This is a genomic window from Micromonospora sp. NPDC049559 (assembly GCF_040676675.1).
GTDB lineage: Bacteria > Actinomycetota > Actinomycetes > Mycobacteriales > Micromonosporaceae > JBFAPK01.
In genome coordinates, this window is record NZ_JBFAPK010000008.1 from 1 (window position 1) to 25,857 (window position 25,857).

Sequence of the window (25,857 nt, forward strand, 5' to 3'; positions counted from 1 at the left end):
TTTTCCCCACCACTCCTGTTTTCTGATCGGCGACGCCCGGTGGTCCGGATCCCGGCCCGGTTGCCCGATGTGCCTGCTGGCGTCGGCCTCGGACGAGCCGCACGGCCTGCCGGACGGGGACGACGTGGACCGCGCGTGGCGCCAGCTGCTGACAGCGGTACCGGCGCGGGACTCTGCGACGATCGACCTGGCCCTCGGCACCATCGCCGAGTTTTGGATCGCGGAGACCGAGGGCGACTGGCGGTTCTTCCACCCGCGCAGCGCCCCCGACTTCGACCCGGAGCCCTGCGCGGCGGCCACGATCGCGCGGCGGCGCGGCTGGGGGCCCAGGGCATTGACGGACGAGGTCTGCGACTACCTGGACGCCGGCCTGGCGGACGGGTTTCCGGATCCGCTTTACCCGCAACTGCCCCCGCTGCGACCCGAGCCTGCGGATCGCGGGGAGTGACGTGCCGATCGAGGTGATGAGCCGGCGACGATCGGCGGCGACGATCGAAAAGCAGTATCCGAACTCGACGGTCATCGACGTGACCTCCCGCGCGGCCCAACCGTGGGTGCAACTCAGCCCGTTCTATCCGCACGGTGGCATCCCGGTGCCCGGCTCGCCCGGTACCTTCGGGCAGTCGGTGGAGGGAATCTGGCAGGCGCTGAAGGTTTTCGAGACCTCCGACGTCGACCTGAGCAAGCTCGATGTCACCTCGATGAAGGGCCTCAAGCGGACCACTCGGCGGTACGGGCGCGTACTCGGGCACCGGTACGGGTCGACCGGGCAGGTCCTACTGCCGTACGGACCGGCTCGGCGACGAATCTATCTCCCCGCCTATCGCTGGGTGCTCGAACACCGGGTGAAGGATCTGCTCGACGAGCTCGCCGAGCTGAGCCGACGAGCGGACGTCGTGCTACTGGACTACGAGACCAACTTGGACGTCGACGACCTCAGTCGCCCGCTCTCGCACGCGGGTCTGGTCCGTCTGCACCTGGAGGATCGGTGGCCCGCCGAGCCGCCCGACGTCCCCGCCGATCCTGAATGACCTCACCGTTGCCCGAGACGAGGGCAGCGGCACGCTCCACGTCTAAAGCAGTACCGTGAGCAGACCGGCCGAGAAAGGGGCCGTCCCGCGTACTGGAGCTGTCTGAGAGTCCGCGCTGGCGCAAGTCCACCCGCGGCAACGGCGCGGGCGGAGCCTGCGTCGAGGTCGCCGACAACCTGCCGGGCCGGGTGCTGGTCCGCGACACCAAGGACCGCGACGGCGGTACGTTGAGCTTCGCCCCCGGGGCGTGGCGCGCCTTCGTCGAGACCGTGAAGGCGGGCTGAGCCCGGCAGGTCAGCTCCGCCCGCGCCAGCGCGCCTCGCGCAGCGGCGCCCAGTGCTTGCGGTAGTACATCAGGCCCGTCACCGCGAGCACGATGGCCGTCGTCGGCCAGACCACCATCGCGGTGATCGATACCCAGACCGGGAAGTCGTCGGCGCGGGCGAGGAGCGCGAGCAGCGGTACGACCCCGCCGAGCGTCGCGAGCCAGCAGAAGGCGTACGTCCGCAGGACCTCGCCGAAGCGCAGTTTGGCCCAGCCCGCGATGTTGTACCTGTACGTCGTCTCGCTGTACAGGCCGATGCTCTTGCTGGCGAAGCCGCGTTCGCGTAGGTAGTAGCGGTCGAGCGGGATGATCGGGAGTCCGATGATGGTGAACCAGCGGGTCGCGAAGCAGTAGCCTGTCGCGTCGACCCGCGTGAACCCCTTGAGATCGAAGCCGATCCCGTTGAAGCTGCGCAGGCTACCCGGTCCCGGATTGTCCCTGGAGAACGGCCAGACGTCGTCGGACATGCGCCGGATGTTATGCGAGCCCGTCCACGCTGGACAGCTCGCGGCAACAAGCGGCCATCCCCGACCGCGTCGGCCGGTGGTGAGCCCAGCGGAGCACCCACGCGACAACGACTCGGCGACGGCTCACGGTACGTCGCCGGGGGCATCGGCCTCGTCGAGCCCGAGCCGCCGGTACGCCTCCCGTCGAAGCTCGTTGATCCGCTCCTGGTAGCACTCGTCTTCGCTCTCCGGCAGTTGCTCGACCAGGCGACGCATCAGCTCGGCATCGGTCGTACGGGCGGCCACGGTGGCGACCAGGTCAATCATGGTGTCGAGTTCGATCCGCGCGGGCTTGGCGGAGGCCAGGATCCTCGCCATTCCGGCTACCGGTAGTTCCCTGGCATCTCGGCGTAGCAACTGCACGACAAGCTCTTGAACACCGAGGGCGAAGTCGGTCTCTCCGACAAGGTGCTGATAACACGCCACCCGCCGCTCGAAATTCTCGACCGACGGCTCATCAAGGAGGAGTTCCAGTAGCAGCCTGGTGTTCGGTGTGCCGTTAGTGCCGTACGGGACATACCACTCCAAACTCTGGGGCAGCCGGAGCAGCGGAACCTGACCGTGCAGGAAGACCCGGAACTCGTGCGGCGTCTGAAGAAAACCGAGTTCGCGAAGTTCATCGGCGACCCAGTCGTGCTCGGCCTTCACGAAATCGGGGAAGAGCTCGTTGTTGCGTTCGTCATCCTCGTCGTGGTCATCCCCGGGGAATCGCCCGACGGACGGCCAGGGCAACGAGGCGTAGAGCGAGAGGGGCGAGTCGTCCTCGACGCGTACCGTCAGCCGGCGATCCGACCCCAGACCGGACGCTCGCCACTCGACCCGCAGTGCCTGCCACAGGGTTCGCCAGTCGTCCAGGGGCAGCTGGCTGCGCCAGAGCGAGGCGTACCGGTGCCAGGCATCCTCGGTCTCCTCGGTCCGCAGCAGTTCCGCGACGTCGACCGGATCCTGATGGAGCAGGACGTAAAGGGTGACGAGGTTAGCCGAATACGCCGCGTGCCGCGCCGCCACGGGTAGCCGGATCGGCTCGTAGTCGGCGAGCGACCAGGTCGGGTGCGGAAACCCGGCGTCGGCGAGCAGGTCGGATAGCAGTTCCCGGCACGCCCGCCGGCGGTCGTCGTCGAGGCGGGCCAGCAGCCCGGCGCAGAACTCGCGGATCGGGCCCCGCCGGGTGAGCGCACCAAAGGAGGTCAGCGCGTAGAGGTAGCCCGCGTCCAGCACCCGGGCCTGGGGGCGACGGCGCTGGTGCAGGCGCTCCTCGGCGAGGTCCACCAGCGTCGACACGACCAGTCGCGCGGCGAGGAACTCGCCGAAGGTGGCGTGCAGGAACTCGAAGACCTTTTCGGGCGCGCCAGTGTCGCGGTTGGCCTGCGATTCGTGGATGAAGAAGAAACGTCCGACGAGCAGTTGGCCCGGGGTGAGCGACCGGCTGGCAGAGCCGTCGCCGGGGGAGCGGGCCAGGTCGTCCGGGCCGAGCAGGTGCGGCAGGTCCCGGTCGAGGTCGGCTTCCGTGATGACGTCGCCGCGACGGTTGAACAGCGCGGCGGCCACCGCCGAGAGCCGCCGGAGTTCACTCTCCACCGCGTCGCGCCGTCGGGCGTCGGTCAGCTCGCTGTCGTGCTTGTCGACCTCGCGCCCGGCGAAGTCGACGAAGAGCCGTTCGTACAGGTCGACCCGGCCGAGGTCGTCGCCGCCCGTTTGCAGTGCGTTGGCGGAGAGGTCGTAGAGCGCCAGCAACAACAGCAGCAGGGGCTGGGTGGCCAGTTCGGCATGGGACATCGCGACCGACAGCGGCAGGGGGTTGAGGCCCCGCCGACGCAGGCCGGCCTCGTTGAGCCCGTTCCAGGTCGCGAGCCACTCGGCGACCTGCTCCTCGTCGAAGGGCTCGAGCAGGATCGCGAGGGAGCCGTCGGGGAACCGGGCGCGGTCGGCCACGACGGTGCGGCTGGTGACGATCACGGCGACCGGCCGGGCGAGTTCGGCCTCACGCTGCTGGAACTCCTGCACCCGGTAGAGATAGTCGGCCCGGTTCAGGCCGGTGGCCTGTAACATCTCGTCGAACCCGTCCAGCATCACCACCGGCAGTGCGCCGAGCGCGGCCCGGGACAGGTCCGGCCAACCGACCCGCTCGCCGGTGGTGAGGTGGAACGCCTCCTCGATCTGGTCTTGGATGGTGGCATCCGCCGCGACGCTGCGCAGTTCCACCCGTACCGGAAAGAAGTCGGTCTCCGGGAGCCGGGCAGCGAGGACACGGGTGAACACCGACTTCCCGGAACCGGGCTGGCCGAGTACGACCAGCGGTGCATCGACCGCGTCCGGACCGGTCAGGTGCCCGGCCAGGAACGCCTGCACGTCGGTGAGGATCCGCTGCTCCGACCACCAGCGCTCGGTCGCCGGTTGGTCCGCCCGCCCGACCGTGGCGATCCGACAGCGGGGGTTGACGTACGCGGCCACCAGGGTCGGCAGCGTGACGTGCTCCGGCAGGTCCCTCGGGTTGAGGATCGGCTGGTGGAGCCGGGCCCGGTACCGCTTCGCCAGGTCGGCCCGGCGCGCGTCCGGGGTCGCGTCGACGACGACCCGGGTCAGCAGCTCCTCGATGCCGGCGAGTCCGGTGTGGAGTTCAGCGATCCGCTCCTGGAGCGTGACACCGACCCGGTCGACCGCGGAACGGGTGGCCTGCGCGTCGATCAGCCCGACCCAGACGGCGAATTCGGGCACCTCCGCAGCGAGCTGCCGATAATTGACGACGTACCGTTCGATCGCGTGTTCCACGACTTGATTGGTGGCCTCGTCGTCCAGCGCGCTCGCGTCGAGTTGGGACGGTTCGAAACTCGCCAGGCCGTGAAGGAAGTCGCGTACGCGGAACGTCAGCGCCGCGAAGTACGAGTCCAGCCTTATCAGCGTGTGCTCGTATGGCTGGCTCGGCGACGGTAGGGGTGGAGACTCGTGCAGGAGAGTCGTGATCAGCGCCTCGTACCGGTCCCCGGGCCAGTTCCCGGTCGCCAGGGTCACCTGTTCGGCGGCGGTGATTTCGGCGGCGGCCGGGTCGAGGCGGCCGTCCTCGCGCAGCACCTCGTCGAAGGCGTCGAAGAAGGCGGTGACCACCAGCACCGAGTGCGCGGCGAGCAGCCGCTGCGTACGGTCGAAGCGGCTGATGCCGGTCAACCGCTCCCCGATGCCGCGCAGCGTCTGGTTGCCCCAGCGGGACAGCTCGTCCCGGAGAGCGAAGAAGTCGACGGTTCCGGCCGAGGCGACGGTGACACCCGCGGCGGCGAGCCCGCTGACCCGGTCGAACAGGGCCATCGTCCGGCTCTCGCCCGCGCCGAGCAGCTTGACGGCATCGGCATAGCTCAGCCTCTTGGGAGGGGAGGGCAGACGCACCGGCGTACGGTAACGGAGGTCTAACGCAACGCACAAACGCTGCTGGTGGCGGGCGCCCGATCGGGGCGGAGCGGGCACGCCCCATTACGAAGGTCGCGCTGTTGCGGGGATGTAGTGGCCTCCGGAGCCGAGGAAACCACTACATCCCCGCAGTTGCGGAGGCTCGCCCGGGCGAGACCCCGCCCCTACTCCTCGATTTCGATGGCCAGCGCCGGGCAGACCGCCGCGGCGTGCCGTACGTCCTCGGCCAGCTCGGCCGGGGGCGCGGCGTTGAGGAGTACCACGATGCCGTCCTCGTCGCGCTGGTCGAAGACGTCGGCGGCGGCGACCACGCACTGGCCGGAGGCGACGCACTTGTCCTGGTCGATGGTGACCTTCATGATTTTCCCTTGCTCTTCTCGTCGGGTCGTCGGTGGTGGTGTCGGCCGGTCACCAGGTGACGGGCAGCTCGTAGACCCCGTACACGGACGCGTCGTGCTTGAACGGGATCCGCTCCAGCTCGGTGGCGAGCCGCAGGGTGGGGATGCGCCGGTAGAGCGTGCTGTAGACGACCTGCAACTCCATCCGGGCGAGCGGCTGGCCGAGGCACTGGTGCACCCCGAAGCCGAAGGCCACGTGCCGGCGGGCGTCGCGGGTCAGGTCCAGGCGGTCGGGCTCGGCGAAGATCTCGGGATCCCGGTTGCCGATGTCGTTGGCGAGGATCAGCCCCTCGCCGGCGCGGATCACCTGGTCGCCGACCTCGATGTCGGCCAGCGCGACCCGGCGCCGCCCGTTGTGGGTGATGTTGAGGTACCGCAGCAGCTCCTCCACGGCCCCGGCGACCAGCTTCGCGTCGTCGCCGTCGCGCAGCAGCGCCAGCTGGTCGGGGTTCTGCAGCAGGGCGAGGGTACCGAGCGCGATCATGTTGGCGGTGGTCTCGTGCCCGGCGATCAGCAGCAGTACGCCCATCCGGGCCGCCTCGGGCCGGGTCAGCTCGCCGGCCTTGATCCGCTCGGCGAGCCCGGAGAGCAGGTCGCCCTTGGGCTGCGCGAGCTTCTCGCTCATCAGGTTGTCCAGGTAGTCCGTCAGTCGGCCGAGCGCCTCGGCCCGCTGCTCGGGCTCCGCGTCCCGCTTGATCAGGATTTTGCTGTTGGCCTGGAAGAAGTCGTGGTCGGAGTAGGGGACGCCGAGCAGTTCGCAGATGACCAGCGAGGGCACCGGCAGCGCGAACGCCTCGACCAGGTCGACCGGCGTCGGGCCGGCCAGCATCGCGTCGATCAGGTCGTCCACGATCTTCTGTACGGCCGGCCGCAGCGCCTCCACCCGCTTGATCATGAACGGCGCGGTCACCATCCGCCGCAGCCGGGCGTGCTCGGGATCGTCCATGAGGATGAAACCGATGCTGTTGCCGGTGATCGGGGCGGGGCTCGGGTAGCCCGGCCGGGTGATGTCGGCGCTGATCCGCGGATCGGCCAGCAGCGCCCGCTGCTCGGCGTACCGGGTCACCAGCCACGGGGTGCTGCCGTCCCACAGCCGTACCCGGGTCAGCGGTCCCTCCTGCTGCCTGGCCCGCAGCTCGGGTGGCGGGTCGAACGGGCAACCGCTCGCCCGGGCCATCGGGAAGTTCGGGATCTCGAGCGTACCGGTGCCGGCCGACTCCACTGTGCTGGTCATGGATTCCTCCCCTGGAACAACCTGTACCGCGGACTTTCGCGCGGCAAGTCGGGCTGGCCCGCGCCCCCGGGCGGGCGGCGCACCGGCCGACAGCGGGCGGGCGGCGCACCGGGCGAGGGCGCGGGCGGGCGGCGCTACGGTGTGGCGGCCGGGGTGGGGGCGGCCAGCGAGTCGAGGATCTCCTGGCGGCGCAGCCGGGTCTGCTTGGGCATGTTCCAGCCGAGTACGCCGGTGACCCGCCCGTCCCGCTCGTAGCGCGCCACGAAGCGGCGGCCCGCCGGGTCGCCCTCGACCACGGTGACGTCCGCCCCGGCGGGCAGCACCCCGTGCACCTGGATCTTCGCGTCGAACTGGTCGGTCCAGAAGTACGGCACCGGAACGTAGGGCTGGTCGGCGCCGAGGATGTTGGCGGCCACGGCCATGGCCTGCTCGTTGGCGTTGGTCCGGTTCTCCAGCCGCAGCAGCGTGCCGAGCCGTTCGTGGTGCCAGCGCGCCACGTCGCCGACCGCGTAGACGCCCTCGGCCGCCCGGCAACGCGAGTCGCAGACCAGGCCGTTCTCCAGCCGTAGCCCGCTGCCGGCCAGCCACTCCGTCGCCGGGTCGACCCCCATCGCCACCACGACCACGTCGGCCGGCAGCACCTCGCCGCCGTCGAGGCGTACGCCCGTGACCCGGCCGGACGCGCCGGTCAGGCCGCTCACCCCGGTGCCGAGGCGCAGCTCGACCCCGCCCTCGCGGTGCAGCTCGGCGAGGAGTCCCGCGACCAGGGGGCCGACCTGGCTCGCCAGCGGCGCCGGCTGGGGGCCGGCCATGGTGACGGCCAGGCCCAGGCTCCGCGCGGTGGCGGCCACCTCGGCGCCGAGCACCCCGTCCCCGACGACCACCAGCCGGGACGACGCCAGCAGGTCCGACCGGAGCGCGAGGGCGTGGTCGAGCGTACGCAGCACGTGCGCGCCGGCCAGCTCCGACTGCCCGGGGAGGACCCGCGGTCGCGCCCCGGTGGCGACCACGACGGCGTCGGCCGACAGCGCCCGCCCCGAGGCGGTGCGCACGGTACGCGTCGCCGGGTCGAGCCCGACCGCCGGATCGGCGAGGACGAACTCCGCGCCCAGGGCGGCGAGCGCCTCCCGCGTCCGGAGCCGGGCCCGGTCCGGCTCCCAGCCGCCGGCGAGGACCTGCTTGGACAGGGGTGGCCGGTCGTACGGCGGGTGCGCCTCGGCGCCGAGCACGGTCAGCGCGCCGGCGTAGCCGAGCCGGCGCAGCGCCTCCGCGGTGGCGAGACCGGCGGCGGAGGCGCCGACCACCAGGACGCTGGCGGGGCCGTTCACGCGTCCCCGCTCACCGTGCTCGCGGCACCCGCGCAACGCCTTGTCACCTTCATGGTTGGTTTCCCTCCGCGCTGGTGGTGGAAAGGTCCGCGGCCGGCGTCCTCAGCGGTGCGGCGTCACCGGCGCCGTCCAGAGTCCGACGATCGCGTCGATCAGCCCCGTCGCGGCCTCGTCCCAGCTCGCCCGGGGGGTGGGCAGTCCCTCGGCGAGCGCCCGCTCGCGCTCGGCGTAGCTGTGCACCATCAGCTGCCGGGCCATGTCGCCGCGTTCGGCCCGTACCGGCGGCGGCAGCTCGGCGAGGCAGTCGCCGAGCCCGTCGACGATCCGCCGCAGCGACGGGCTGCTCAGCGCCTCCTCGACCATGGTGGCGCGGAACGCGGGGTCGGTCATCATCTGCGCGTTGAAGCGGGCGAACCAGGTGGGGCTGCCGAGGGCGGCCAGGTGCTCGGTGACCGGGCGGACGAGGCAGGCCACCCAGCCCCGTACGTCCGTGGAGTCGCCGACCTCGGCGAGCATCCGCGTCCGTAGCTCCTCGATGGGCGCGGTGTGCTTGCGTACGATCGCGCGTACCAGGTCGGTCTTGGTGCCGAAGTGGTAGCCGACCGCGGCGTTGTTGCCCTGTCCGGCGGCCTCGCTCACCTGCCGGTTGGAGACCGCCGCGAGCCCGTGCTCGGCGAAGAGCCGCTCGGCCGTGACCAGGATCAGTTCCCGGGTCGCGCTGGCCCGGTCGGCCCGGACCGCTCTGCCCGGCACGGCTCTGCCCGTCATGGTCACCATCTAACCGGTACCGCCCGCAGACCGCCCACGATCAGCCCCTCCACCGGGCGCAGCTCGTCGGCGGGCACGGCGAGTTCCAGCGACGGCAGGCGGCGCAGCAGCACGTCGAGCACGGCCTGCAGCTCGGTACGGGCGAGCGCCTGACCGAGACAGGAGTGCGCGCCGGCGCCGAAGGCGAGGTGCGGGTTCGGGCTGCGCGTGAGGTCCATCCGCCCGGCGTCGGCGAACGCGCTCTCGTCGCGGTTGGCCGCCGCCATGTTGCAGACCACGGTCGTACCGGCGGCCACCCGCACGTCGCCGACCTCGACCTCCTCGCTGATGTACCGCGGGATGCCGAACCCGGCGTTGGCGTCGAAGCGGAGCACCTCCTCGACCGCGGGGCGCACCAGCGACCGGTCCGCCACGAGCTGCTCCCAGCGCCGCCGGTCGGCCAGCAGCATCGCCACCATCTTGCCGATCATGTTCGCGGTGGTCTCGTGCCCGGCGACCAGCAGGCCCCGGCCGGTCGCCACCAGCGCCGCGTCGGGCAGGTGCTGGCCCGCGCTGTCGGTGTCGGTGATGAGGGTGCTGATCAGGTCGTCGCCCGGGTTCTCCCGCATCGCCGCGACGTGGGCCGTCATGTACGCGTCGAACTCGGCCTGCGCCGTGTCGATCTCCGCCTGGCTGTACCGGGTCAGGTTGAGCATGCTGTCGGACCAGTGGGAGAACTTGTCCCGGTCCGAGTCGGGCACGCCGAGCAGGTCGCAGATCACCAGCACCGGCAGCGGGAAGCCGAGCGCGGCCTTGAGGTCCGCCGGTTGGCCCTGCGCCACCATGTCGTCGATCAGCCGGTCGGCCATCGCCTCGATCTCCGGCCGGAGCGCGGCCATCCGCTTGGCGGTGAACCACTTGCCGAGCATCCGCCGCCACCGCTGGTGCCCCTCGCCGCCCTCCGGGATCGAGCTGGACATCGAGCTGTTGAAGACCCCGCCCGACTCGTTGGCCGAGATGCGGGCCGCGCCGGGCGCGGTGAGTCGCCGGGTGAACCGGGGATCGGCGAGCACCGCCCGGACGTCCTCGTACCGGGTCAGCAGCGACGCCTCGTCCCCGCTGGGGAGCGTCACCCGGGCGACCGGGCAGCGTTGCCGCAGGTGGGCCCATTCGGCCGGCGGCTCCAGCGCGGACTCGCCGGGAATCGGGTAGCTGAGCCGCCGACCGCTCTCGTTGTGATCCACCGCACGCCCTCCCGGAAGTCGTCCATCGATACATCGGTAGTTAACTAGGCTCTGCGATCGTAAGTCAAGCGACTGAATTAATAATCTGTCTCGATCCGGTCCGGGCGTCCGCCCGGCCACTGGCGTACGGAGGCTCCACCGTGTCCCAGGCTTCTCCCAGACCCGTCGACGGCGGGCCGTCCGTCACGCCACGGGCGAACACCGTCGTCGTGGTGCTGGCCCTCGCCGGCATCGTGGTCTCGCTGATGCAGACCCTCGTCATCCCGCTCATCCCCGAGCTGCCCAAGCTGCTGCACGCCTCGGCCTCCGACGCCACCTGGGCGATTACCGCCACGCTGCTCGCGGGTGCCGTCGCGACCCCGACGGTGGGCCGGCTCGGCGACATGTACGGCAAGCGGCGGATGCTGCTGGTGAGCCTGGTCATGCTGGTCGTCGGCTCGACCGTCGGCGCCCTGAGCAGCAGCCTGGTACCGATGGTCGTCGGGCGCGCCCTGCAGGGCATGGCCTCCGGGGTGATCCCGCTGGGGATCAGCATCATGCGCGACGAGCTGCCGGCCGAACGGCTCGGCTCGGCGACCGCGTTGATGAGCGCGTCGCTAGGGGTGGGCGGCGCGCTCGGCCTGCCGGCGGCGGCGCTGCTGGCCGAGAACGCCGACTGGCACGTCCTGTTCTGGACCGCGGCCGGTCTCGGCGTCGTCGCCACGCTGCTGGTGCTGCTGCTCGTACCGGAGTCCCGGGTCCGGGGTGGCGGTCGCTTCGACGTGGTGGGTGCGGTCGGGCTCTCGATCGCGCTGCTCTGCCTGCTGCTGGGGATCTCCAAGGGCGCCGACTGGGGCTGGACCGGCGGCGTCACCCTGGGCCTCTTCGCCGCCGCGGTCGTCGTCCTGCTGGCCTGGGGCTGGTGGGAGCTGCGCTCCCGGCAGCCGCTGGTGGACCTGCGCACCACCGCCCGCCGGCAGGTGCTGCTGACCAACCTCGCCTCCGCCGTCTTCGGCTTCGCGATGTTCGCGATGTCGCTGGTCCTGCCGCAGCTGCTGCAGCTGCCGAAGGCCACCGGCTACGGCCTCGGGCACGGCATGCTCGCCGTCGGCCTGGTGATGGCCCCGTCCGGCCTGGTCATGATGGCCACGGCGCCGCTGTCGGCGCGGATCTCCCGGGCCCGGGGCCCCAAGACGACGCTGATGCTCGGCGCGCTGGTGGTGGCCGTCGGCTACGGCCTCAACATCGCGCTGATGTCCGCCGTCTGGCACCTGGTGCTCGCCTCCTGCGTCATCGGCGCGGGAATCGGGCTCGCCTACGGCTCGATGCCCGCCCTCGTCATGGCGGCCGTGCCGGTCTCCGAGACGGCCGCCGCCAACAGCCTCAACACGCTGATGCGGGCCATCGGCACCTCGATCTCCAGCGCGGTCGCCGGCGTGGTGCTGGCCCAGCTGACCATCGCGTACGGGCCGGTCACGCTCCCGTCGCAGAACGCCTTCCGGGTGGTCATGGCCATCGGCTCGGGCGCCGCCCTGCTCGCCCTCGCGGTAGCCGCCTTCCTGCCGGCCCGGCGTCCGGCCCCGGCCGCCTCGGCGGCCCGTACCGACGCCGCGGTACCGGTCGGAGCGCCCTCAGCGTAACCCTGGCGCACGGGTGGGCCGCCGCGCCACAGCGGCTCACCCTGATCGACAACCAGCCGGTTGTGCAACCTGTCGGTTGTGATAGGGTTCCGGGCGTGACAGTCGTGGAAGACGACCTGAGCCTGGTGTTCTCGGCACTGGCCGACCCCACCCGGCGCGCGATCCTGGCGCGCCTCGCCGAGGGCGAGGCGACGGTGCACCAGCTCGCCGAGCCGTTCGCCATGTCGCAGCAGGCGGTCTCGAAGCACCTCAAGGTGCTGGAGCGGGCCCGCCTGATCTCGCGGACGCGGACGGCGCAGGCCCGGCCCTGCGTGCTGGAGACCGAGCGCCTCGACGCGGCCGTCGACTGGATCGCCCGGCACCGCCAGCTCTGGGCCGACCGGCACGACCGCCTCGCGCGACACCTGGCGGCCCTGCGGGCCGCCGAGGGGACTGGCCGGGCAGAGGGGACGACGCGGTGACCGGGACCGGCGAGCTGACCTACCGGCGGGTGCACCGGGGCACGCCCGAACTGCTCTTCGACTGCATGACCACGCCCGAGCACCTCGCCCACTTCTGGGGTCCGACCGGGACGACCACGCCGGTCGCCACCATCGTCGTCGACCTGCGCCCCGGCGGCGCCTTCGAGACCACCATGGTCAGCGACGCCGACGGCGGCACGTACACGATGCGGGCCGTCTACGTGGAGATCGACCGGCCGCACCGGCTGGTCTGGATCGAGCGCGACGTCGAGGGCGGCATGCGGACGACGGTCACCTTCGTCGACCTCGGCGACGGGCGGACCGAGGTGGTCACCCACCAGACCAACGTTCCGGAGGCGTACCTGAGCGCCGCGGCGCGGGCCGGCTTCGAGACCGGCCTGGACCGCTTCGACGCGTACCTGGCCGGGCTGAACGCCGGACCCGAGCGGGAGTGAGGAACACGAGATGCCGGTAGTAACGTCGGCCGACGGCACCGCGATCGCGTACGAACGCAGCGGTGCCGGGCCGGCCCTGGTCCTCGTCGACGGGGCGATGTGCCACCGCGCCGGGGGGCCGATGCGGCCGCTCGCCGCCGCGCTGGCCGACCACTTCACCGTCCACGCCTACGACCGGCGCGGCCGGGGCGAGAGCGGCGACACCCCGCCGTACGCCGTGGCGCGCGAGGTCGAGGACCTGCGGGCCGTCGTCGCGGCGGCCGGCGGTGCGGTGTGCGTCTACGGCATCTCCTCCGGCGCGGCCCTGGCCCTGACCGCCGCGGCCACCGGCGGCGGGATCACGCGGCTGGCCCTCTACGAGCCGCCGTTCCTGACCGAGGGCACCGACGACAGCCGGGCCAAGGAGTACCGCGCACGCCTCGACGAACTGCTCGACGCGGGACGCCGGGGCGACGCCGTGGCGCTCTTCATGACCACCGTCGGCGTACCGGCCCAGGTGGTGGCCGGCATGCGTACGCAGCCGCACTGGGCCGCGTTCGAGGCGATCGCCCCGACCCTCGCGTACGACGACCGGGTGCTCGGCGACGGCCGGGTGCCCCGCGACCTCGCGGCGGCGGTCGGCGTACCGACGCTGCTGCTCGCCGGCGGGGCCAGCCCGGAGCCGATGCGCCGGGCGGCCCGGGCCACGGCGGACGCGATTCCCGGCGCCGCGTACCGGACACTGGACGACCAGACGCACGACGTCGCCCCCGAGGCGCTCGCCCCGGCGCTGGTCCGGTTCTTCACCGCCTGACCAGGAGACGGCGCCAGCGACCCGCCCGGCCTAACTCCGCTCGGCCGACCGGTCGAAGAGGCGCCGCACGGCGGCGGTGACCCGTTCGACCGGCGCCGTACCGTCGACCACGATCACCGGATAGCCGAGGTCCCGGGCCTGCTCCGCGACCCGGGACGCGAACAGCTCGTCGCGGCGCATCCAGCGGTCGAACGCCCACTCCGGCTCCGGCAGCGACGCCAGCAGCTCCCACGCCCAGCGTCGCCGCCGGTAGTGCCGCCGCTGGAACTCGCCGGTCGGCACGATCCAGACCGCGCGGTCCGGCGCGACCCGCCGCGCGGCGAGCAGCTCCGGCAGCAGCGCCGCGCCCTCGGGGACCCGGGCGCCCGCGATCCGCGCGAGGTCCGCCAGGATCAGCGGAAACTCCTCGACGTAGAGGCGGAAGAGGTCGTCCACCTGGCGGTCGACCGGCTGGCCCAGCCGCTCCTCGATGCCCAGCGCGACGACCCGGCGCAGCGTCCGGCCCCGCTCCGGGTCGACCGTGGCCGCGTGTCGCTCGAACGCCTCGTCGCAGGAGTAGAGCGTGGCGCCACGGTCGGCGGCGAGCCGGGCCGCCACCGTGCTCTTGCCGGCACACGGCGAGCCGCCGATCCAGAAGGTCGCTTCCACAGCCGGCTCAGACCGGTACGAAGCGAACCGGCCGGCCGGGCTGGGCCTGGGCGGCGAGCGGCACGTCGTCGCTGGTCACCACGCCGATCACCGGGTAGCCGCCGGTGACCGGGTGGTCGGCGAGGAAGAGCACCGGCTGGCCCTCCGGCGGTACCTGGAGCGCGCCGGTGACCATGCCCTCGGGCGGCAGCTCACCGGTACGCCGGTAGTACAGCCGCCCGCCGCTCAGCCGCATCCCGATCCGGTCCGAGCGGGGTGTCACCCGGTACGGCTCGCCGAAGAGGGTCGCCAGCGCGTCGTCGGTGAACCAGTCCACCCGGGGCCCGGGGTGGACCCGCAGCCGTACCTCGGCGGTGGCGGACGGCGCGGCCCCCGGCGCCGGCCCGACGCCCGGATGCGCACCGTCGAGCGGGCCACCGTCGACCGGGCCGCCGTCCAACGGCCCGCCGCCGAGCAGCCCGCCGTCGACCGGGGCGGCGGCGGGCGGGCCGGCCACCTCGGTACCGATCGGCAGCAGGTCGCCCGCGCGCAGCTCCGCCGGGCCGATGCCGGCGAGGGTGTCCCGGGACCGGGAGCCGAGCACCGGCGGCACGTCGATGCCGCCGCGTACCGCCAGATAGGTGCGGACGCCGCCGCGCGGGCGGCCGACCCGCAGCTCCTCGCCGGCCGGCACCGGCACCGACGTGGCCGCCGGTACGGGCCGGCCCGCGACGGTGACCGGGGCGGGCGCGCCGGTCACCGCCACCACCGCCGGCCGGTGGAACCGGAACGCGGCGCCGCCGAGGGTCAGCTCGATGGCGGCGGCGGACTCGTGGTTACCGACCAGCCGGTTGCCCAGCCGCAGGCTCGGTACGTCGACCGCGCCCGACCGGCCGATGCCGAGATCTGCCAGGCCGGGCCGGCCCAGGTCCTCCACCAGCGCCAGCAGCCCCGGTCGCAGCACCTCCATCAGCACCGGCCCCGCCGACCGTGCGTCGCTGCCGTCCACGCGCTACAGCCCCAGGTACGAGCGGCGGACGTCGTCGGAGTCGGCCAGCTCCGCGGCCGGCCCGGACATCACGATGGTCCCGGTCTGCAACACGTACGCCCGGTCGGCCAGGGCGAGCGCGGCCCGCAGGTTCTGTTCGACCAGCAGCATGGTCGTCCCGCCGGCCCGGATCTCGGCCAGCACCCCGAAGATCATCTGGGCGATCTTCGGCGCGATGCCGAGCGACGGCTCGTCCAGCATCAGCAGGCTCGGCCGGCTCATCAGGGCCCGGCCGAGGGCAACCATCTGCTGCTCGCCGCCGGAGAGCGTGCCGGCGCGCTGGTCGGCGCGCTCGGCCAGCACCGGGAAGAGCGCGTGCACCCGCTCCAGGCTCGCGGCGCGGGCCCGCTCGGTGCGCTCGTGGTACGCGCCGAGCAGCAGGTTCTGCCGTACGGTCTGGTGCGCGAAGAGCCGCCGTCCCTCCGGTACCAGGGCGGCGCCGAGCCGGGCGATCCGGTGCGCGGGCAGCGCGCCGATCTCCGTACCCCGGAACCGGACGCTGCCCCCGACGGGCCGGTGCAGGCCGGAGATGCCGGCCAGCAGCGAGGTCTTGCCGGCGCCGTTGGCGCCGACCAGCGCGACCAGCTCGCCCTCCTCGACGTCCAGGTCGACGCCGCGCAGCGCGACCGCGCCGGCGTAGTCGAGGGTGAGCCCGCGTACCTGGAGCATCACGCCTCCCGACCGAGGTACGCCTCGATCACCGCGGGGTCCCGGACCACCTCGGCCGGCGGCCCCGCGCAGATCTTCTCGCCGTGGTCGAGCACCACGACCCGGTCGCAGAGCGGCATGATGATCTCCATTACGTGTTCGACCATGAGTACCGTGATGCCCCGCTCGTTGAGCCGGCGGACAATGCCCACCGCCTCGTTCGCCTCGGCCGGGGTGAGCCCGGAGAGCACCTCGTCGAGCAGGAGCAGGCGCGGTTCGACGGCGACCGCCCGCGCCATCTCCAGCCGCTTCTTCCAGCCGGCGGTCAGCGACGCGGCCGGCGCGTCGGCCAGCTCGCCGAGCCCGACCTCGGCGATCACCTCCTCGGCGCGCCGCTGCGCGTCGCGGCGGCGCCGGTGGCGCAGGTACGCCGCGGTGGCGAGGTTCTCGGCCACGGTCATCGACCCGAAGACCCGCATCAGCTGGAAGGTGCGCCCGACCCCGGCCCGGGCCGCCTGGTGCGGGCGCCATCCGGTCACGTCCCGCCCGGCGTAGTGCAGCCGCCCGGCGGTGGGGCGCCGGTCGCCCGCGATGATGGAGAAGAGCGTGCTCTTGCCGGCGCCGTTCGGGCCGATCAGGCCCATGATGGCGCCCTCCTCGACCCCGAACGAGATGTCGTTGTTGGCCAGCAGGCCGCCGAAGCGGCAGGAGATGCCGTCGACGCGCAGGATGTCGCTCATGCCGAGATCTCCCGCCCGCGCCGGGCCGCGCCGCCGAACCAGCGCCCCAGCGCGCGCCGGACCCGTTCCAGGATCGCCAGCAGCCCGCCCGGCTCGACCACGGCCACGACGACGATCAGCGCGCCGTAGAGGAGCAGGTCGATCGAGCGTCCGCTGCCGGAGAGGTGCTGCCGGGTGACGTCCTGTACGGCGGTGAGCACCCAGGCGCCGAGCAGCGGGCCCCAGAACCGGCCCACCCCGCCGAGCACCGCCATCAGCGTGAACGAGACCGACAGGTCCAGGCCGAGCGCGGAGGGCGGGTCGACGAAGAGCACGTACATGGCGTAGAAGCCGCCGGCCAGCGCGGTGATCCCGCCGGAGAGCGCGGCGGCGGCGAGCTTGTACCGGTGCACCGGTACGCCCACCGCGGCGGCGGCCACCTGGTCGTCCCGGACGGCCCGGACGTAGGTGCCGACCCGGCCGCGCAGGAAGAGCCAGGTCACGAGGGCCACCACGCAGAACATGCCGAACGCCACGTAGTAGTACGGCCGCTTGTCCAGCAGGGAGAACTGGAGGTTCGCCAGGGACGGCTCCTCGATCGGCAGCTCCAGCCCGCCGGCCTGCCCGAGGCCGGGCAGGTTGGTCACCAGCACCACCACGATCTCGGCGACCGCGATGGTGGCGATCGAGTAGTAGTGGTAGCGCAGCCGGAAGGTCGGGTAACCGATGATCACGGCGGCGGCCGCGGCCAGCGGCAGCGCGAGCGCGATCGCCAGCCACGGCGACCAGTCGTCGCGGACCAGTACGGCGGTGGTGTACGCGCCGACGCCGAAGTAGAGCGCGTGGCCGAAGGAGACCTGTCCGGCGTACCCGCCGAGCACGTTCCAGCCGGTGGCCGCGATGGCGTACGTGAGCGCGAGGACGCCGATGTTCTGCGCCGCGGCGGTGTTGAACAGCAGCGGGTACAGCGCCAGCGCGGCGAGCACCAGCACCGGGGAGAGCCAGCGCGGCAGCCGGCGCCGGGCCGGTGCCGGCAGCGCGGCGTCGGTGGCCGGGGGCGGGGTGAGAATGCCGGTGCTGCTCATCGGGTACCCAGCAATCCCTGCGGACGGACCATGATCACCACCAGGTAGAGGCCGAGCGCGGCGGCCAGCGTGTAGCTCGGGGCGTAAAGGCCGACGACGCCCTGGGCGACCCCGACCAGCAGCCCGGCCAGCGCGGCGCCGGTGATGCTGCCGAAGCCGCCGAGCGCCACCACGACGAACGCCATCAGGGCGAACGTCACGCCGGCCGTGGGCGCGGCCGAGTACGAGTTCATCAGCAGGCCGCCGGCGATGCCGGCCGCCCCGCCCGCGATGATCCACGCCAGGGCGTACATCTTGCGGGGGTCGATGCCCTGCAGGGCGGCGGCCTTGGCGTCCTCGCCGGCGGCCCGGATGCCGCTGCCCAGCCGGGTGCGGTTCATGAAGAGCGTCACCGCCAGCGTGGTGATGCCCGCGCCCACGGCCATCACCACCTGCGGTCCGCCGATCACGACCGGGCCCAGCGTCCAGCGGACCCCGCCGATCCAGCTGTCGCTGATCGTGCGGGTGTCCGGCTTCCACAGGAACTGGGCCAGGCCGCGCAGGAAGACCTGCAGTCCGAAGGTGACGATCACCTGGGCGAGCAGCGAGCGGCCGAGCACCCGGCCCACCGCGGCGACGTACATGAGGCCGCCGACCAGCGCGATCGACACGCCGGTGAGCGGCGCCGAGAGCAGCGGGTCGAGGCCGAGCAGGGACCACGCGAAGAACGACAGGTACATGCCGATCATCACCATCTCGCCGTGCGCGAAGTTGATGATGTCCATGACCCCGTAGATCAGTGTCAACCCGACCGCGACGAGGGCGAAGACGGCGCCGATCAGCAGACCGTTGACGACCGCCTGGGCGAGGTCGCTCACTTGCCCTGCGCTCCGCGCAGCGGCCAGACGGCCGGGGTGGTGGCCAACTCGGTCGGGAAGACCACCCGGTACCTGCCGTCGATCAGCTGCTCGACCACGCCGACCGCGCCGGTGTTCTGGCCGTGGTCGTCGAACTTGACCCCGGTCCACGGCATGATCGTCTGCTCGGCCGGTACGTCCAGCTTGCGCAGCGCGTCGCGGATCGCGTCGGGCTTGGTGGACTTGGCCGCGTCGATCGCCTGCGCCAGGGTCAGTACCGCGGTGAAGGCGCGCGCGGAGTTCTCGGTCATCGGCGCGTTGAACTTCTGCTGGAACCGGTCCGCGACGGCCTTGGCCGCGGGCCGCTTGGTGGCGATCTCGTCGGACCACGCGGCCCGGGTGGAGACGCCGTTGGCCAGGTCACCGAGGCCGGTGACGAACGCCGGGTCGGCGAAGCCGGTGCCGTACGCGAGCAGCGCGGGCGGGTAGTAGTCGAGCTGCCGCAGCGTCTTCATCAGCTTGATCGCCGCGTCGGTGTACGCGAGCACGAACAGCACGTCGGGGTTCTTGGCCCGTACCTGGGCGACCTGCGAGTTGAGGTCGGCGGCGTTCGGGTCGAACGGCACGTCGGCGACCACGTTGATGCCGCGCTGCCCGGCCACCTTCTTGGTGACCGTCGCGCCGTCGTTGCCGAACTGGTCGTTGCTGCGGAACACCGCCACCGTGCCGACGGCCTTGCCCTGCTGGCGCTGCGCCTCCAGGTAGTCGAACATGGTGCCGGCGAAGGTCTCGTCGGTCGGCCCGGTCCGGAAGAACCACTTCAGGCCGCGCTCGGTGAGCGCCGGCGACGAGGAGGCCTCGTTGACGAACGGTACGCCGAGCCGCTCGGCGCGCTGGCTGGCGGTCAGCGTCACGCCGGACTGGTAGCTGCCGATCACCGCCGCGACCTTCTCGCTGGTGACGAGCCGGTCCACCTCGCTCGCGCCGACCTCGGGCTTGCCCTGGGTGTCACCGGTGATCAGGTTGAGCTTCGCGCCGCCCAGGCCGGGCAGCCCCGCGCCCGCCGCGAGCGGCAGGTCGATGCCGCTCTCGTCATTGTTGATGATGTCCACCGCGAGCTGCGCGCCGTGCAGCACGTCCGTGCCCTGGGTGGCGTTCGCGCCGCTGAGCGGCCAGAGGCCAGCGATCTTGACCTCGCTGGCCTGGCCGCCGGATCCGCCGCTGTCGCCGCACGCGGCCAGTCCGAGCACGACCAGACTGGCGACGGCGACGTGGGTCAACCTACGCATGTTCCGACTCCTCGTTCACTGTGCTGCCGATGGGATCGCCGGGCTGCCGATGCTGCGCCAGGTGCGGTGGCAACTACCGTCGTCGGACCGATGAAGCTGTGGTGGTGCGGGTGGTGCCAGATCTCGGCGGCCCCGAGCGGTGGCCGGGTGGGTCTCATCGCCTGACCTCGGTGAAGCGGACCTGGTCGCCGGGTCTGGGATCGTGGCCGGGTGGGTCTCACCGCCCGACCTCGACGAAGCGGACCTGGTCGCCGGGTCTCAGCAGGGCGGGTGGGTCCCGGTCCAGCGACCAGAGCGGCGCGTCGGTGCGCCCGAGGATGTGCCAGCCGCCGGGCGCCGGGCGCGGGTAGATCCCGGTGAACTCGTCGGCGATGGCGACCGAGCCGGCCGGCACCCGGGTACGCGGGCTGTCGCGGCGGGGCAGCCGCAGGCGCGGATCGACCCCGGTGAGGTAGCCGAACCCGGGTACGAAGCCGCAGAACGCGACCGTGTAGGTCGGTGCCAGATGCCGGGCCACGACCTCGCGCTCGGGCAGCCCGGTGCGGAGCGCCACCTCGGCGAGGTCCAGCCCGTCGTAGCTGACCGGTATCTCCACCAGCCGGCCCGGGACGGTGGCCGGCGCGGCGGCGATCTCGCGCCGGGCGAGGTCGTCGGTGAGCCGGCCGGCGTCGGTCACCGTACGGTCGAAGATCAGCAGGACCGTGCGGGCGGCCGGGACGGCCTCGACCAGCCCGGGGGGCGGGTCCGCCCGCAGGGAGCGGTGCAGCGCGATCACCCGCTCGCCGTCGGGCAGCTCCACCAGGAGCCCCTGGTCGCCGCAGGGCCGGGTCCGCATCGCCGGGCCGCTCACGCGAACGGGGCGAGGGTCACGCCGGCCGAGACCAGGGCCTCGCGGATCCGGCCGGCCAGCTCCACCGCGCCGGGGGTGTCCCCGTGTACGCAGAGCGAGCGCGCCTCGACCCGTACCGTGTCGCCGTCGACGCCGGTGACCTCGCCGGTGGTGGCGAGGGCGACGCAGCGGCGGACCACCTCGGCGGGGTCGGTGATCACGGCGCCCGGGGTGCCGCGCGGGGCGAGCCGCCCGTCGGGCAGGTACGCGCGGTCGGCGAAGGCCTCGGCGACCGCGGTCAGTCCGGCCGCCGCGGCCTGTGCGAGCACGGCGGAGCCGGGCAGCCCCAGCAGCGGCAACCCCGGGTCGTACGCCCGCACGGCGGCCACGACGGCGCCGGCCTGGGCGCCGTCGTGCACGATGCGGTTGTAGAGCGCGCCGTGCGGCTTCACGTAGGAGACCCGGGTACCGGCGGTGCGGGCGATCCCGTCCAGCGCCGCGAGCTGGTACGTCACCTCGTCGGCCAACTGGCCCGGCTCGACGTCCATGGACCGCCGGCCGAATCCGGCGAGGTCCCGGTAGGAGACGTGCGCGCCCACCGCGACTCCGTTGGCCGCCGCCCGTTCGCAGACCCGTCGCATGATCGTCGGGTCGCCGGCGTGGAAGCCACATGCGACGTTCGCACTGGTCACCAGAGCGAGCAGGCCGAAGTCGTCACCGAGTCGCCAGGTACCGAAGCCTTCGCCGAGATCGCTGTTGAGATCGAGGGTCACCGCCATCGGGGCCTCCCGGGGGTAGTGCCGGCCGGACTTTCGGGCCGGTTGGAGGTTGGAGCGAGCCGGGGTGCGGTCGACCGGATCGCGGCCGGGTGCCGGCTGGTTGGACCTCGCCGGCCGGGTGTCGCGCCGGCTGGACCTCGCCGGCCGTGGTTCAGGCCGGTTGGACCTCGCCGGCCGTGGTGCGGGCCGGTTGGGGTGACCGGCCTGGGCCGTCACCGGCCCCGGGTCGGGGGATGGGGCCGGCTGGTGCGCAGAGCGTAGCTGTTGTTCAACAATCCCTCAAGATGTTGTATTGGTATAGCCTCCCTCTGTGACGGTGAACGAAAATGTTGGCGCCCAGGACTGGGTGACCAAGCTGGCGGTGGATCGGGAGCGGCTGGACCGGGGGTCGGCCGCCGAGCGGGTCACCGAGATCCTGCGCCAGCGGATCACCGAGGGGTTCTTCCAGCCCGGCGCCCGGCTCTCCGAGGCCGCGCTCTGCTCCGCGCTCGGCGTCTCCCGCAACACGCTGCGCGAGGCGTTCCGCCTGCTCGGCAAGGACCGGCTGGTCGCGCACGAGCTGCACCGCGGGGTCTTCGTACGGGTGCCGGCCGAGGCCGACATCGTCGACCTGTACCGGATGCGGTCCATCGTGGAGTGCGGCGCGGTACGGGACCTGCGGCACCCGTCGCAGGCGCAGATCGAGGCCGTACGGGAGCCGGTACGGGCCGGTCTGCGCGCCGCCGCCGAGGGGGACTGGCGCGCCGTCGGCACCGCCGACCTGCGGTTCCACCAGGCGCTCACCGCGCTGGCCGGCAGCGCCCGGCTCGACGAGCTGATGCGCGGCATGCTCGCCGAGCTTCGACTGATCTTCCACCTGATGGCGAGCCCGCGGGAGTTCCACGAGCCGTACCTCGCCCGCAACGAGGAGATCGTCGGGCTGATCGACGCGGGGGAGAACCAGGCCGCCGCCCGCGTCCTCGCCGGTTACCTCGCCGACGCCGAGCGCCAGCTCACCGAGGCCGCCCGCGCCCTCGCCCCGTCCATCTAGCACCCGCCCCCTCCCCGTCGATCTAGGGCAAATCCTTGCTAGTGGATCTCCAATCACGACGATTTGCCCTAGATCGACGCGAGGGGCTTGTGGATCAATGTCTTGACGGATTGTTCGACAATCTCCTAGAGTCGGCCCGAACTTCGAGCCACCATCCGCACCCGGTCCACCGAAACGGCAGCTCTCCGGACCGGACGAGGATCGCCACCGCGACACGGCTCTCCGCCCGCAGGTCGACACCCGGATCCGGCCGGACCGCACAGCCGGAACGGCCCTTCGACCGGCGGGCGACGCACCGCAGCTCCGTCGTACCGGCCCGGCGCCGACACCGGCGCCGGGAGCCCCCACACCGACGCGGGACCCGTGCCCGCCGGCAGCCTCCTGGCCTGCCCGGCGGGTTCGCTTCCGGGCCGGTGCCGGAACCGAGCCGCCCGCCCCCCGACGGGCGGCCGCCGAGGGTAGTACCCGAGGAGGAAGCGATCAGGATGAGAAAACCCACCCCCAGACGCGGCGCGGCGGGCGTCTTCGCGCTCGCGCTGCTCGCCACCGGTACGGTCGGTCTCGCCGCGGCCACCCCCGCCGCCGCGACCGGCCGGCACACCGACTGCCTCGACCAGAGCGCGCCGCTGTCGGTCGAGGAGAACCGGCTCAGCTTCACGCTGCCGGACAACGCCAACCCGGCCGTGCTCCAGCCGAAGCCGTACGCCCAGCAGATGATCGAGGGCGCCGGGTTCCAGGACTTCGGGCCGGCGCTGGTCGACCGGCTCTGCCGGACCACGAGCCTCGGGGCCGCCACCAAGCTGGTGGAGCAGCGGGGCGAGCAGCTGTGGCAGGCGGCCGTACGCCGGGCCCAGCACCGTGGCCCGGTCAAGGGCAACCTGCCGTACAGCGACGACCGCCCGCTCTACTGGACCCGGCTGCAGTCGACCGCGGCGCTGCGTCAGTGGACGCCCCGGTTCCGGCTCTCGACCGCCGAGCGGACGGCGCTGATCACCACCTTCGACCGGGCCTCCCGCGGGATGTTCGACATCGACTTTCCCGCCGGGAAGTCGGTCCTGCGCGTCATCATCAGCGGCTTCGACCCGTACACGCTCGACGGTGGCACGGCCGGTACCGCCCCGGGCTCGGTCGGCAACAACATCCGGCACGGCAACCCGTCCGGCGCGACCGCGCTCTCGCTCGACGGCACCACGTACCGCACCGAGAGCGGGAAAATCGCGTACGTGCAGGCGTACACCCTGCCGGTGAACTACCCCGAGTTCGAGCGCGGCTACCTGGAGGACACGGTCGGCCCGTTCATGAAGCCCGGTCCGCGACGGGTCGACGCCTCGATCACGGTCAGCCAGGCCGGCGGCGCGGTCTTCAACCTCGAACAGTGGAACGGCCGCTACCACGGGGTCTCCCTCGGCAACGACAACTACCGGGGCTGCCCGGCGGTCAACGGGGTGCCGCAGCTGCCGGGCGACAACCACGCCTGCAACAGCGTGGTGGTACCGCGCTGGGGCGGGCCGACGGAGTTCAGCCTGACCAATCCACCACAGTGGACCACGGCGACGCTGCCGGTGGCCCAGATGATCGCGGCGAACACCGGCGCCGACGTACCCCGGCCGCCGGGTGACACCTGGCCCGACCCGTCGGTCGCGTTCGGCGTGGTCTGGCACACCAACTACACCGAGTTCCCCGACTGCGGCTCCACCGAGCGGGTCACCCGAAACAACCCGCCGCCGACCGAGTTCCCCCCGCCCACGGCCCCGATCCCGCCCGACCCGGGCTCCTGCTCCTACAGCGGCGGCGGCGGCAACTACCTCTCCAACGAGAGCGCGTACCGCAACACGCTGCTGCGCGACCGGATGGGGCTCGACATCCCGGCGGGCCACATCCACACCCCGGACATGCAGCACTTCGAGACGGACTTCAACCCGAGCGACGCCACCTTCGACGCCTGGCGCAAGGCGATCGTCGCGCAGGGCCAGAACCTGATCCACGCCGTCGCGGACACGCTGGACTGACGACCGGTAACCGCCCGGGCGGGTCGGCCACGCGGCCGGCCCGCCCGGCGCTGTATTTTGCGCTCGCGCGCTTCGCGGCGCCTGAGGGGTGGTGTCTTTCCTTCCGCGGTGGTGTGGGTGGGTGGTTGTTCGCCGCGACGCGTCAGTGCAGACACCACCGGCGCCGCTGCGCTTGCTCGCTGGCTTTCCGGCGCCGGGAGGCGGCGTACTGATCACTCTGGCGGGCGCCGCTCGTTGAACCAGGGCGACCGACTTTTTCCGGCCGGCGCCACGGTTCGTGGACGGCCGCCGCGTACCGATGGAGCCCGAACGCATGCAGCTGCCGGATCTGACCTCGTACCGGCTGCACCGCCGCTGCGCCGACGCCGAACTGGACGGCATCGCCGTACCCGGACTGCGGGCGGAGTACTACCGCCGCCCCGAACAGGGGCGCCTCGCCAGCGTCGGCCGGTACTGGTACGGGGGCCGCGAGGTGCTGATGGCGTGGGGCTTCGTCGACGAGGCGCATTGCCGGTACTGCGCGGTACGGGCGGGCGACGGCGGCTGGCACCCGCCCATGACCGGCTGCCCGACGGTGCGCGTCCTGCGGGACCCGACCCGACCGGGGGAGCCGGTGCGCGGTCTGGCGATCAAGTGCCCGGACGGACGGTGGCTCACCCTGCCGGACCCGCGCTGGCCGGGCCGGGTCGCGCTGACCGGGTCCGACCTGCGCTGAGTGGGTCCGACCCGCGCTGAGTGGGTCCGACCCGCGCTGACCGGGTCCGACCCGCGCTGACCGGGTCCGACCCGGGCTGAGTGGGTCGGGTCGCGCTGAGTGGGTCGGGTCGCGTGCGGCCCAGCCCCGCCGCGCGCGACCCGACCCGGCCTGGCCGGTCCGGCTCAGCTCCGTTCGGCGGTGGCGGGTTCCGGCGCGGCGCGCCGCTGCCGGCGTACCGCCCAGAGCGCCGATCCGGTCAGCGCCAGCGCGGTACCGAACGCCGCGAGGTGCACCACCGGGTTCTCGATCGGCACGAACCCGATCACCGCCACCGGTACCTGCACCACGGCCACCAGCAGCGCGAGCAGGCCGCGGCGCTGGCGGCCCCAGGCGTACGCCGTCCAGACCGGGGCGGTGACCGCGACCAGGGTCAGCGCGTCCAGCAGCGCGTGCAGGTACGTGTTGTGTACGGCGTTGTGCGCGAACGCCTGCGCGGGCGCCGCCGCGACCAGTAGCACGGCGACCACCAGCCCGGTCAGGATTCCTACTCGACGCATCGCGATCTCCTAGCGCAGTCACGAAGTTACGGACAGCTATCACGCTAGGTAGTCGCCTCGGCGAGCGTAAAGACGACGCCCGCGATGTGCCGAATGACGCCGCTCGGCATCGACCGGGCCACGGGTGCGGCGGTACCGTGCCCACCCGGTGCCGTGCCGACCCG

Annotated in this window: 27 protein-coding genes; 10 read left to right on the forward strand and 17 right to left on the reverse strand. The window is 72.6% G+C overall.

What is annotated here, in order from left to right:
- The 3 genes from AB0J86_RS11995 to AB0J86_RS12005 form a co-directional block, all read left to right on the forward strand.
- Positions 1 to 448 (forward strand): hypothetical protein (locus AB0J86_RS11995; protein ID WP_363856179.1); only part of this gene is annotated, 448 nt, incomplete at its 5' end.
- Between the two features lies 1 nt (position 449).
- Positions 450 to 1,031, forward strand: coding sequence for a hypothetical protein (locus AB0J86_RS12000; RefSeq protein WP_363856181.1), 582 nt, complete (start codon positions 450 to 452; stop codon positions 1,029 to 1,031).
- A gap of 92 nt (positions 1,032 to 1,123) precedes the next feature.
- Entirely contained in the window at positions 1,124 to 1,315 is a 192-nt protein-coding gene (locus AB0J86_RS12005; protein ID WP_363856493.1) for a DUF397 domain-containing protein, read from the forward strand.
- Positions 1,316 to 1,325: 10 nt separating this feature from the next.
- On the opposite strand, the gene AB0J86_RS12010 is transcribed toward AB0J86_RS12005, so the two are convergent.
- The 7 genes from AB0J86_RS12010 to AB0J86_RS12040 all read right to left on the reverse strand — a co-directional run bounded on the left by AB0J86_RS12010 (position 1,326) and on the right by AB0J86_RS12040 (position 10,212).
- Entirely contained in the window at positions 1,326 to 1,823 is a 498-nt protein-coding gene (locus AB0J86_RS12010) for a hypothetical protein (RefSeq protein WP_363856182.1), read from the reverse strand.
- A gap of 123 nt (positions 1,824 to 1,946) precedes the next feature.
- Positions 1,947 to 5,240, reverse strand: coding sequence for a hypothetical protein (locus tag AB0J86_RS12015; protein WP_363856184.1), 3,294 nt, complete (start codon positions 5,238 to 5,240; stop codon positions 1,947 to 1,949).
- Positions 5,241 to 5,425: 185 nt separating this feature from the next.
- Positions 5,426 to 5,620, reverse strand: a complete 195-nt coding sequence (locus tag AB0J86_RS12020) for a ferredoxin (protein WP_363856186.1) — start codon at positions 5,618 to 5,620, stop codon at positions 5,426 to 5,428.
- Between the two features lie 49 nt (positions 5,621 to 5,669).
- Positions 5,670 to 6,893: a cytochrome P450 gene (locus tag AB0J86_RS12025; RefSeq protein ID WP_363856188.1), complete on the reverse strand. Its 1,224-nt coding sequence runs from the start codon at positions 6,891 to 6,893 to the stop codon at positions 5,670 to 5,672.
- A gap of 134 nt (positions 6,894 to 7,027) precedes the next feature.
- Positions 7,028 to 8,221, reverse strand: a complete 1,194-nt coding sequence (locus AB0J86_RS12030; protein ID WP_363856190.1) for an FAD-dependent oxidoreductase — start codon at positions 8,219 to 8,221, stop codon at positions 7,028 to 7,030.
- Between the two features lie 102 nt (positions 8,222 to 8,323).
- Positions 8,324 to 8,989, reverse strand: coding sequence for a TetR family transcriptional regulator (locus AB0J86_RS12035; protein ID WP_363856191.1), 666 nt, complete (start codon positions 8,987 to 8,989; stop codon positions 8,324 to 8,326).
- A gap of 2 nt (positions 8,990 to 8,991) precedes the next feature.
- The gene (locus tag AB0J86_RS12040; RefSeq protein ID WP_363856193.1) at positions 8,992 to 10,212 is read right to left on the reverse strand and encodes a cytochrome P450; all 1,221 of its coding nucleotides are present in this window, start codon (positions 10,210 to 10,212) and stop codon (positions 8,992 to 8,994) included.
- Positions 10,213 to 10,352: 140 nt separating this feature from the next.
- Here AB0J86_RS12040 and AB0J86_RS12045 point away from each other — a divergent pair, with 140 nt between their 5' ends.
- From AB0J86_RS12045 to AB0J86_RS12060, 4 genes are all read left to right on the forward strand, one after another.
- Positions 10,353 to 11,831, forward strand: a complete 1,479-nt coding sequence (locus AB0J86_RS12045) for an MFS transporter (RefSeq protein ID WP_363856195.1) — start codon at positions 10,353 to 10,355, stop codon at positions 11,829 to 11,831.
- 95 nt (positions 11,832 to 11,926) lie between these two features.
- Complete coding sequence (locus AB0J86_RS12050) at positions 11,927 to 12,292, forward strand: metalloregulator ArsR/SmtB family transcription factor (protein WP_363856197.1); 366 nt, start codon at positions 11,927 to 11,929, stop codon at positions 12,290 to 12,292.
- Positions 12,289 to 12,747, forward strand: a complete 459-nt coding sequence (locus tag AB0J86_RS12055; protein ID WP_363856198.1) for an SRPBCC domain-containing protein — start codon at positions 12,289 to 12,291, stop codon at positions 12,745 to 12,747. The genes AB0J86_RS12050 and AB0J86_RS12055 overlap by 4 nt, the downstream gene beginning before the upstream one ends.
- A 10-nt stretch (positions 12,748 to 12,757) precedes the next feature.
- Entirely contained in the window at positions 12,758 to 13,540 is a 783-nt protein-coding gene (locus tag AB0J86_RS12060) for an alpha/beta hydrolase (RefSeq protein WP_363856200.1), read from the forward strand.
- Positions 13,541 to 13,570: 30 nt separating this feature from the next.
- Here AB0J86_RS12060 and AB0J86_RS12065 read toward each other — a convergent pair whose 3' ends face one another.
- From AB0J86_RS12065 to AB0J86_RS12105, 9 genes are all read right to left on the reverse strand, one after another.
- Positions 13,571 to 14,188 (reverse strand): hypothetical protein, encoded by a 618-nt coding sequence (locus AB0J86_RS12065; RefSeq protein ID WP_363856202.1) that lies wholly within the window; start codon positions 14,186 to 14,188, stop codon positions 13,571 to 13,573.
- 7 nt (positions 14,189 to 14,195) lie between these two features.
- Complete coding sequence (locus AB0J86_RS12070; RefSeq protein ID WP_363856204.1) at positions 14,196 to 15,176, reverse strand: biotin-dependent carboxyltransferase family protein; 981 nt, start codon at positions 15,174 to 15,176, stop codon at positions 14,196 to 14,198.
- A 3-nt stretch (positions 15,177 to 15,179) separates the two neighbouring features.
- Positions 15,180 to 15,884 (reverse strand): ABC transporter ATP-binding protein, encoded by a 705-nt coding sequence (locus AB0J86_RS12075; RefSeq protein ID WP_363856206.1) that lies wholly within the window; start codon positions 15,882 to 15,884, stop codon positions 15,180 to 15,182.
- Positions 15,884 to 16,603, reverse strand: a complete 720-nt coding sequence (locus AB0J86_RS12080) for an ABC transporter ATP-binding protein (protein ID WP_363856208.1) — start codon at positions 16,601 to 16,603, stop codon at positions 15,884 to 15,886. Before AB0J86_RS12080 ends, AB0J86_RS12075 begins: the two co-directional genes overlap by 1 nt.
- Positions 16,600 to 17,667 (reverse strand): branched-chain amino acid ABC transporter permease, encoded by a 1,068-nt coding sequence (locus AB0J86_RS12085; RefSeq protein WP_363856210.1) that lies wholly within the window; start codon positions 17,665 to 17,667, stop codon positions 16,600 to 16,602. The genes AB0J86_RS12080 and AB0J86_RS12085 overlap by 4 nt, the downstream gene beginning before the upstream one ends.
- Positions 17,664 to 18,524: a branched-chain amino acid ABC transporter permease gene (locus AB0J86_RS12090; protein ID WP_363856212.1), complete on the reverse strand. Its 861-nt coding sequence runs from the start codon at positions 18,522 to 18,524 to the stop codon at positions 17,664 to 17,666. The genes AB0J86_RS12085 and AB0J86_RS12090 overlap by 4 nt, the downstream gene beginning before the upstream one ends.
- Positions 18,521 to 19,792 (reverse strand): ABC transporter substrate-binding protein, encoded by a 1,272-nt coding sequence (locus AB0J86_RS12095; protein WP_363856214.1) that lies wholly within the window; start codon positions 19,790 to 19,792, stop codon positions 18,521 to 18,523. Before AB0J86_RS12095 ends, AB0J86_RS12090 begins: the two co-directional genes overlap by 4 nt.
- Positions 19,793 to 20,009: 217 nt before the next feature.
- Complete coding sequence (locus tag AB0J86_RS12100) at positions 20,010 to 20,627, reverse strand: allophanate hydrolase subunit 1 (RefSeq protein WP_363856216.1); 618 nt, start codon at positions 20,625 to 20,627, stop codon at positions 20,010 to 20,012.
- An 11-nt stretch (positions 20,628 to 20,638) separates the two neighbouring features.
- A complete protein-coding gene (locus AB0J86_RS12105) occupies positions 20,639 to 21,400 on the reverse strand; it encodes a 5-oxoprolinase subunit PxpA (RefSeq protein WP_363856218.1) in 762 nt (253 codons plus the stop codon).
- A 310-nt stretch (positions 21,401 to 21,710) separates the two neighbouring features.
- On the opposite strand from AB0J86_RS12105, the gene AB0J86_RS12110 reads away from it, so the two are divergent.
- From AB0J86_RS12110 to AB0J86_RS12120, 3 genes are all read left to right on the forward strand, one after another.
- Complete coding sequence (locus AB0J86_RS12110; protein WP_363856220.1) at positions 21,711 to 22,430, forward strand: GntR family transcriptional regulator; 720 nt, start codon at positions 21,711 to 21,713, stop codon at positions 22,428 to 22,430.
- A gap of 485 nt (positions 22,431 to 22,915) precedes the next feature.
- Positions 22,916 to 24,439: a hypothetical protein gene (locus AB0J86_RS12115; RefSeq protein WP_363856222.1), complete on the forward strand. Its 1,524-nt coding sequence runs from the start codon at positions 22,916 to 22,918 to the stop codon at positions 24,437 to 24,439.
- Positions 24,440 to 24,752: 313 nt separating this feature from the next.
- Positions 24,753 to 25,154, forward strand: a complete 402-nt coding sequence (locus AB0J86_RS12120; protein ID WP_363856224.1) for a hypothetical protein — start codon at positions 24,753 to 24,755, stop codon at positions 25,152 to 25,154.
- Between the two features lie 164 nt (positions 25,155 to 25,318).
- Here AB0J86_RS12120 and AB0J86_RS12125 read toward each other — a convergent pair whose 3' ends face one another.
- The gene (locus AB0J86_RS12125) at positions 25,319 to 25,693 is read right to left on the reverse strand and encodes a hypothetical protein (protein WP_363856225.1); all 375 of its coding nucleotides are present in this window, start codon (positions 25,691 to 25,693) and stop codon (positions 25,319 to 25,321) included.
- Positions 25,694 to 25,857 lie beyond the last annotated feature (164 nt).

Coding starts and splice junctions, on each gene's coding strand:
- AB0J86_RS12010 (WP_363856182.1), bottom strand. CDS start 1,823: ATGTCCGACGACGTCTGGCCGTTCTCCAGGGACAATCCGGGACCGGGT.
- AB0J86_RS12020 (WP_363856186.1), bottom strand. CDS start 5,620: ATGAAGGTCACCATCGACCAGGACAAGTGCGTCGCCTCCGGCCAGTGC.
- AB0J86_RS12025 (WP_363856188.1), bottom strand. CDS start 6,893: ATGACCAGCACAGTGGAGTCGGCCGGCACCGGTACGCTCGAGATCCCG.
- AB0J86_RS12035 (WP_363856191.1), bottom strand. CDS start 8,989: ATGACGGGCAGAGCCGTGCCGGGCAGAGCGGTCCGGGCCGACCGGGCC.
- AB0J86_RS12060 (WP_363856200.1), top strand. CDS start 12,758: ATGCCGGTAGTAACGTCGGCCGACGGCACCGCGATCGCGTACGAACGC.
- AB0J86_RS12075 (WP_363856206.1), bottom strand. CDS start 15,884: ATGCTCCAGGTACGCGGGCTCACCCTCGACTACGCCGGCGCGGTCGCG.
- AB0J86_RS12080 (WP_363856208.1), bottom strand. CDS start 16,603: ATGAGCGACATCCTGCGCGTCGACGGCATCTCCTGCCGCTTCGGCGGC.
- AB0J86_RS12085 (WP_363856210.1), bottom strand. CDS start 17,667: ATGAGCAGCACCGGCATTCTCACCCCGCCCCCGGCCACCGACGCCGCG.
- AB0J86_RS12095 (WP_363856214.1), bottom strand. CDS start 19,792: ATGCGTAGGTTGACCCACGTCGCCGTCGCCAGTCTGGTCGTGCTCGGA.
- AB0J86_RS12100 (WP_363856216.1), bottom strand. CDS start 20,627: ATGCGGACCCGGCCCTGCGGCGACCAGGGGCTCCTGGTGGAGCTGCCC.
- AB0J86_RS12105 (WP_363856218.1), bottom strand. CDS start 21,400: ATGGCGGTGACCCTCGATCTCAACAGCGATCTCGGCGAAGGCTTCGGT.
- AB0J86_RS12115 (WP_363856222.1), top strand. CDS start 22,916: ATGAGAAAACCCACCCCCAGACGCGGCGCGGCGGGCGTCTTCGCGCTC.
- AB0J86_RS12120 (WP_363856224.1), top strand. CDS start 24,753: ATGCAGCTGCCGGATCTGACCTCGTACCGGCTGCACCGCCGCTGCGCC.
- AB0J86_RS12125 (WP_363856225.1), bottom strand. CDS start 25,693: ATGCGTCGAGTAGGAATCCTGACCGGGCTGGTGGTCGCCGTGCTACTG.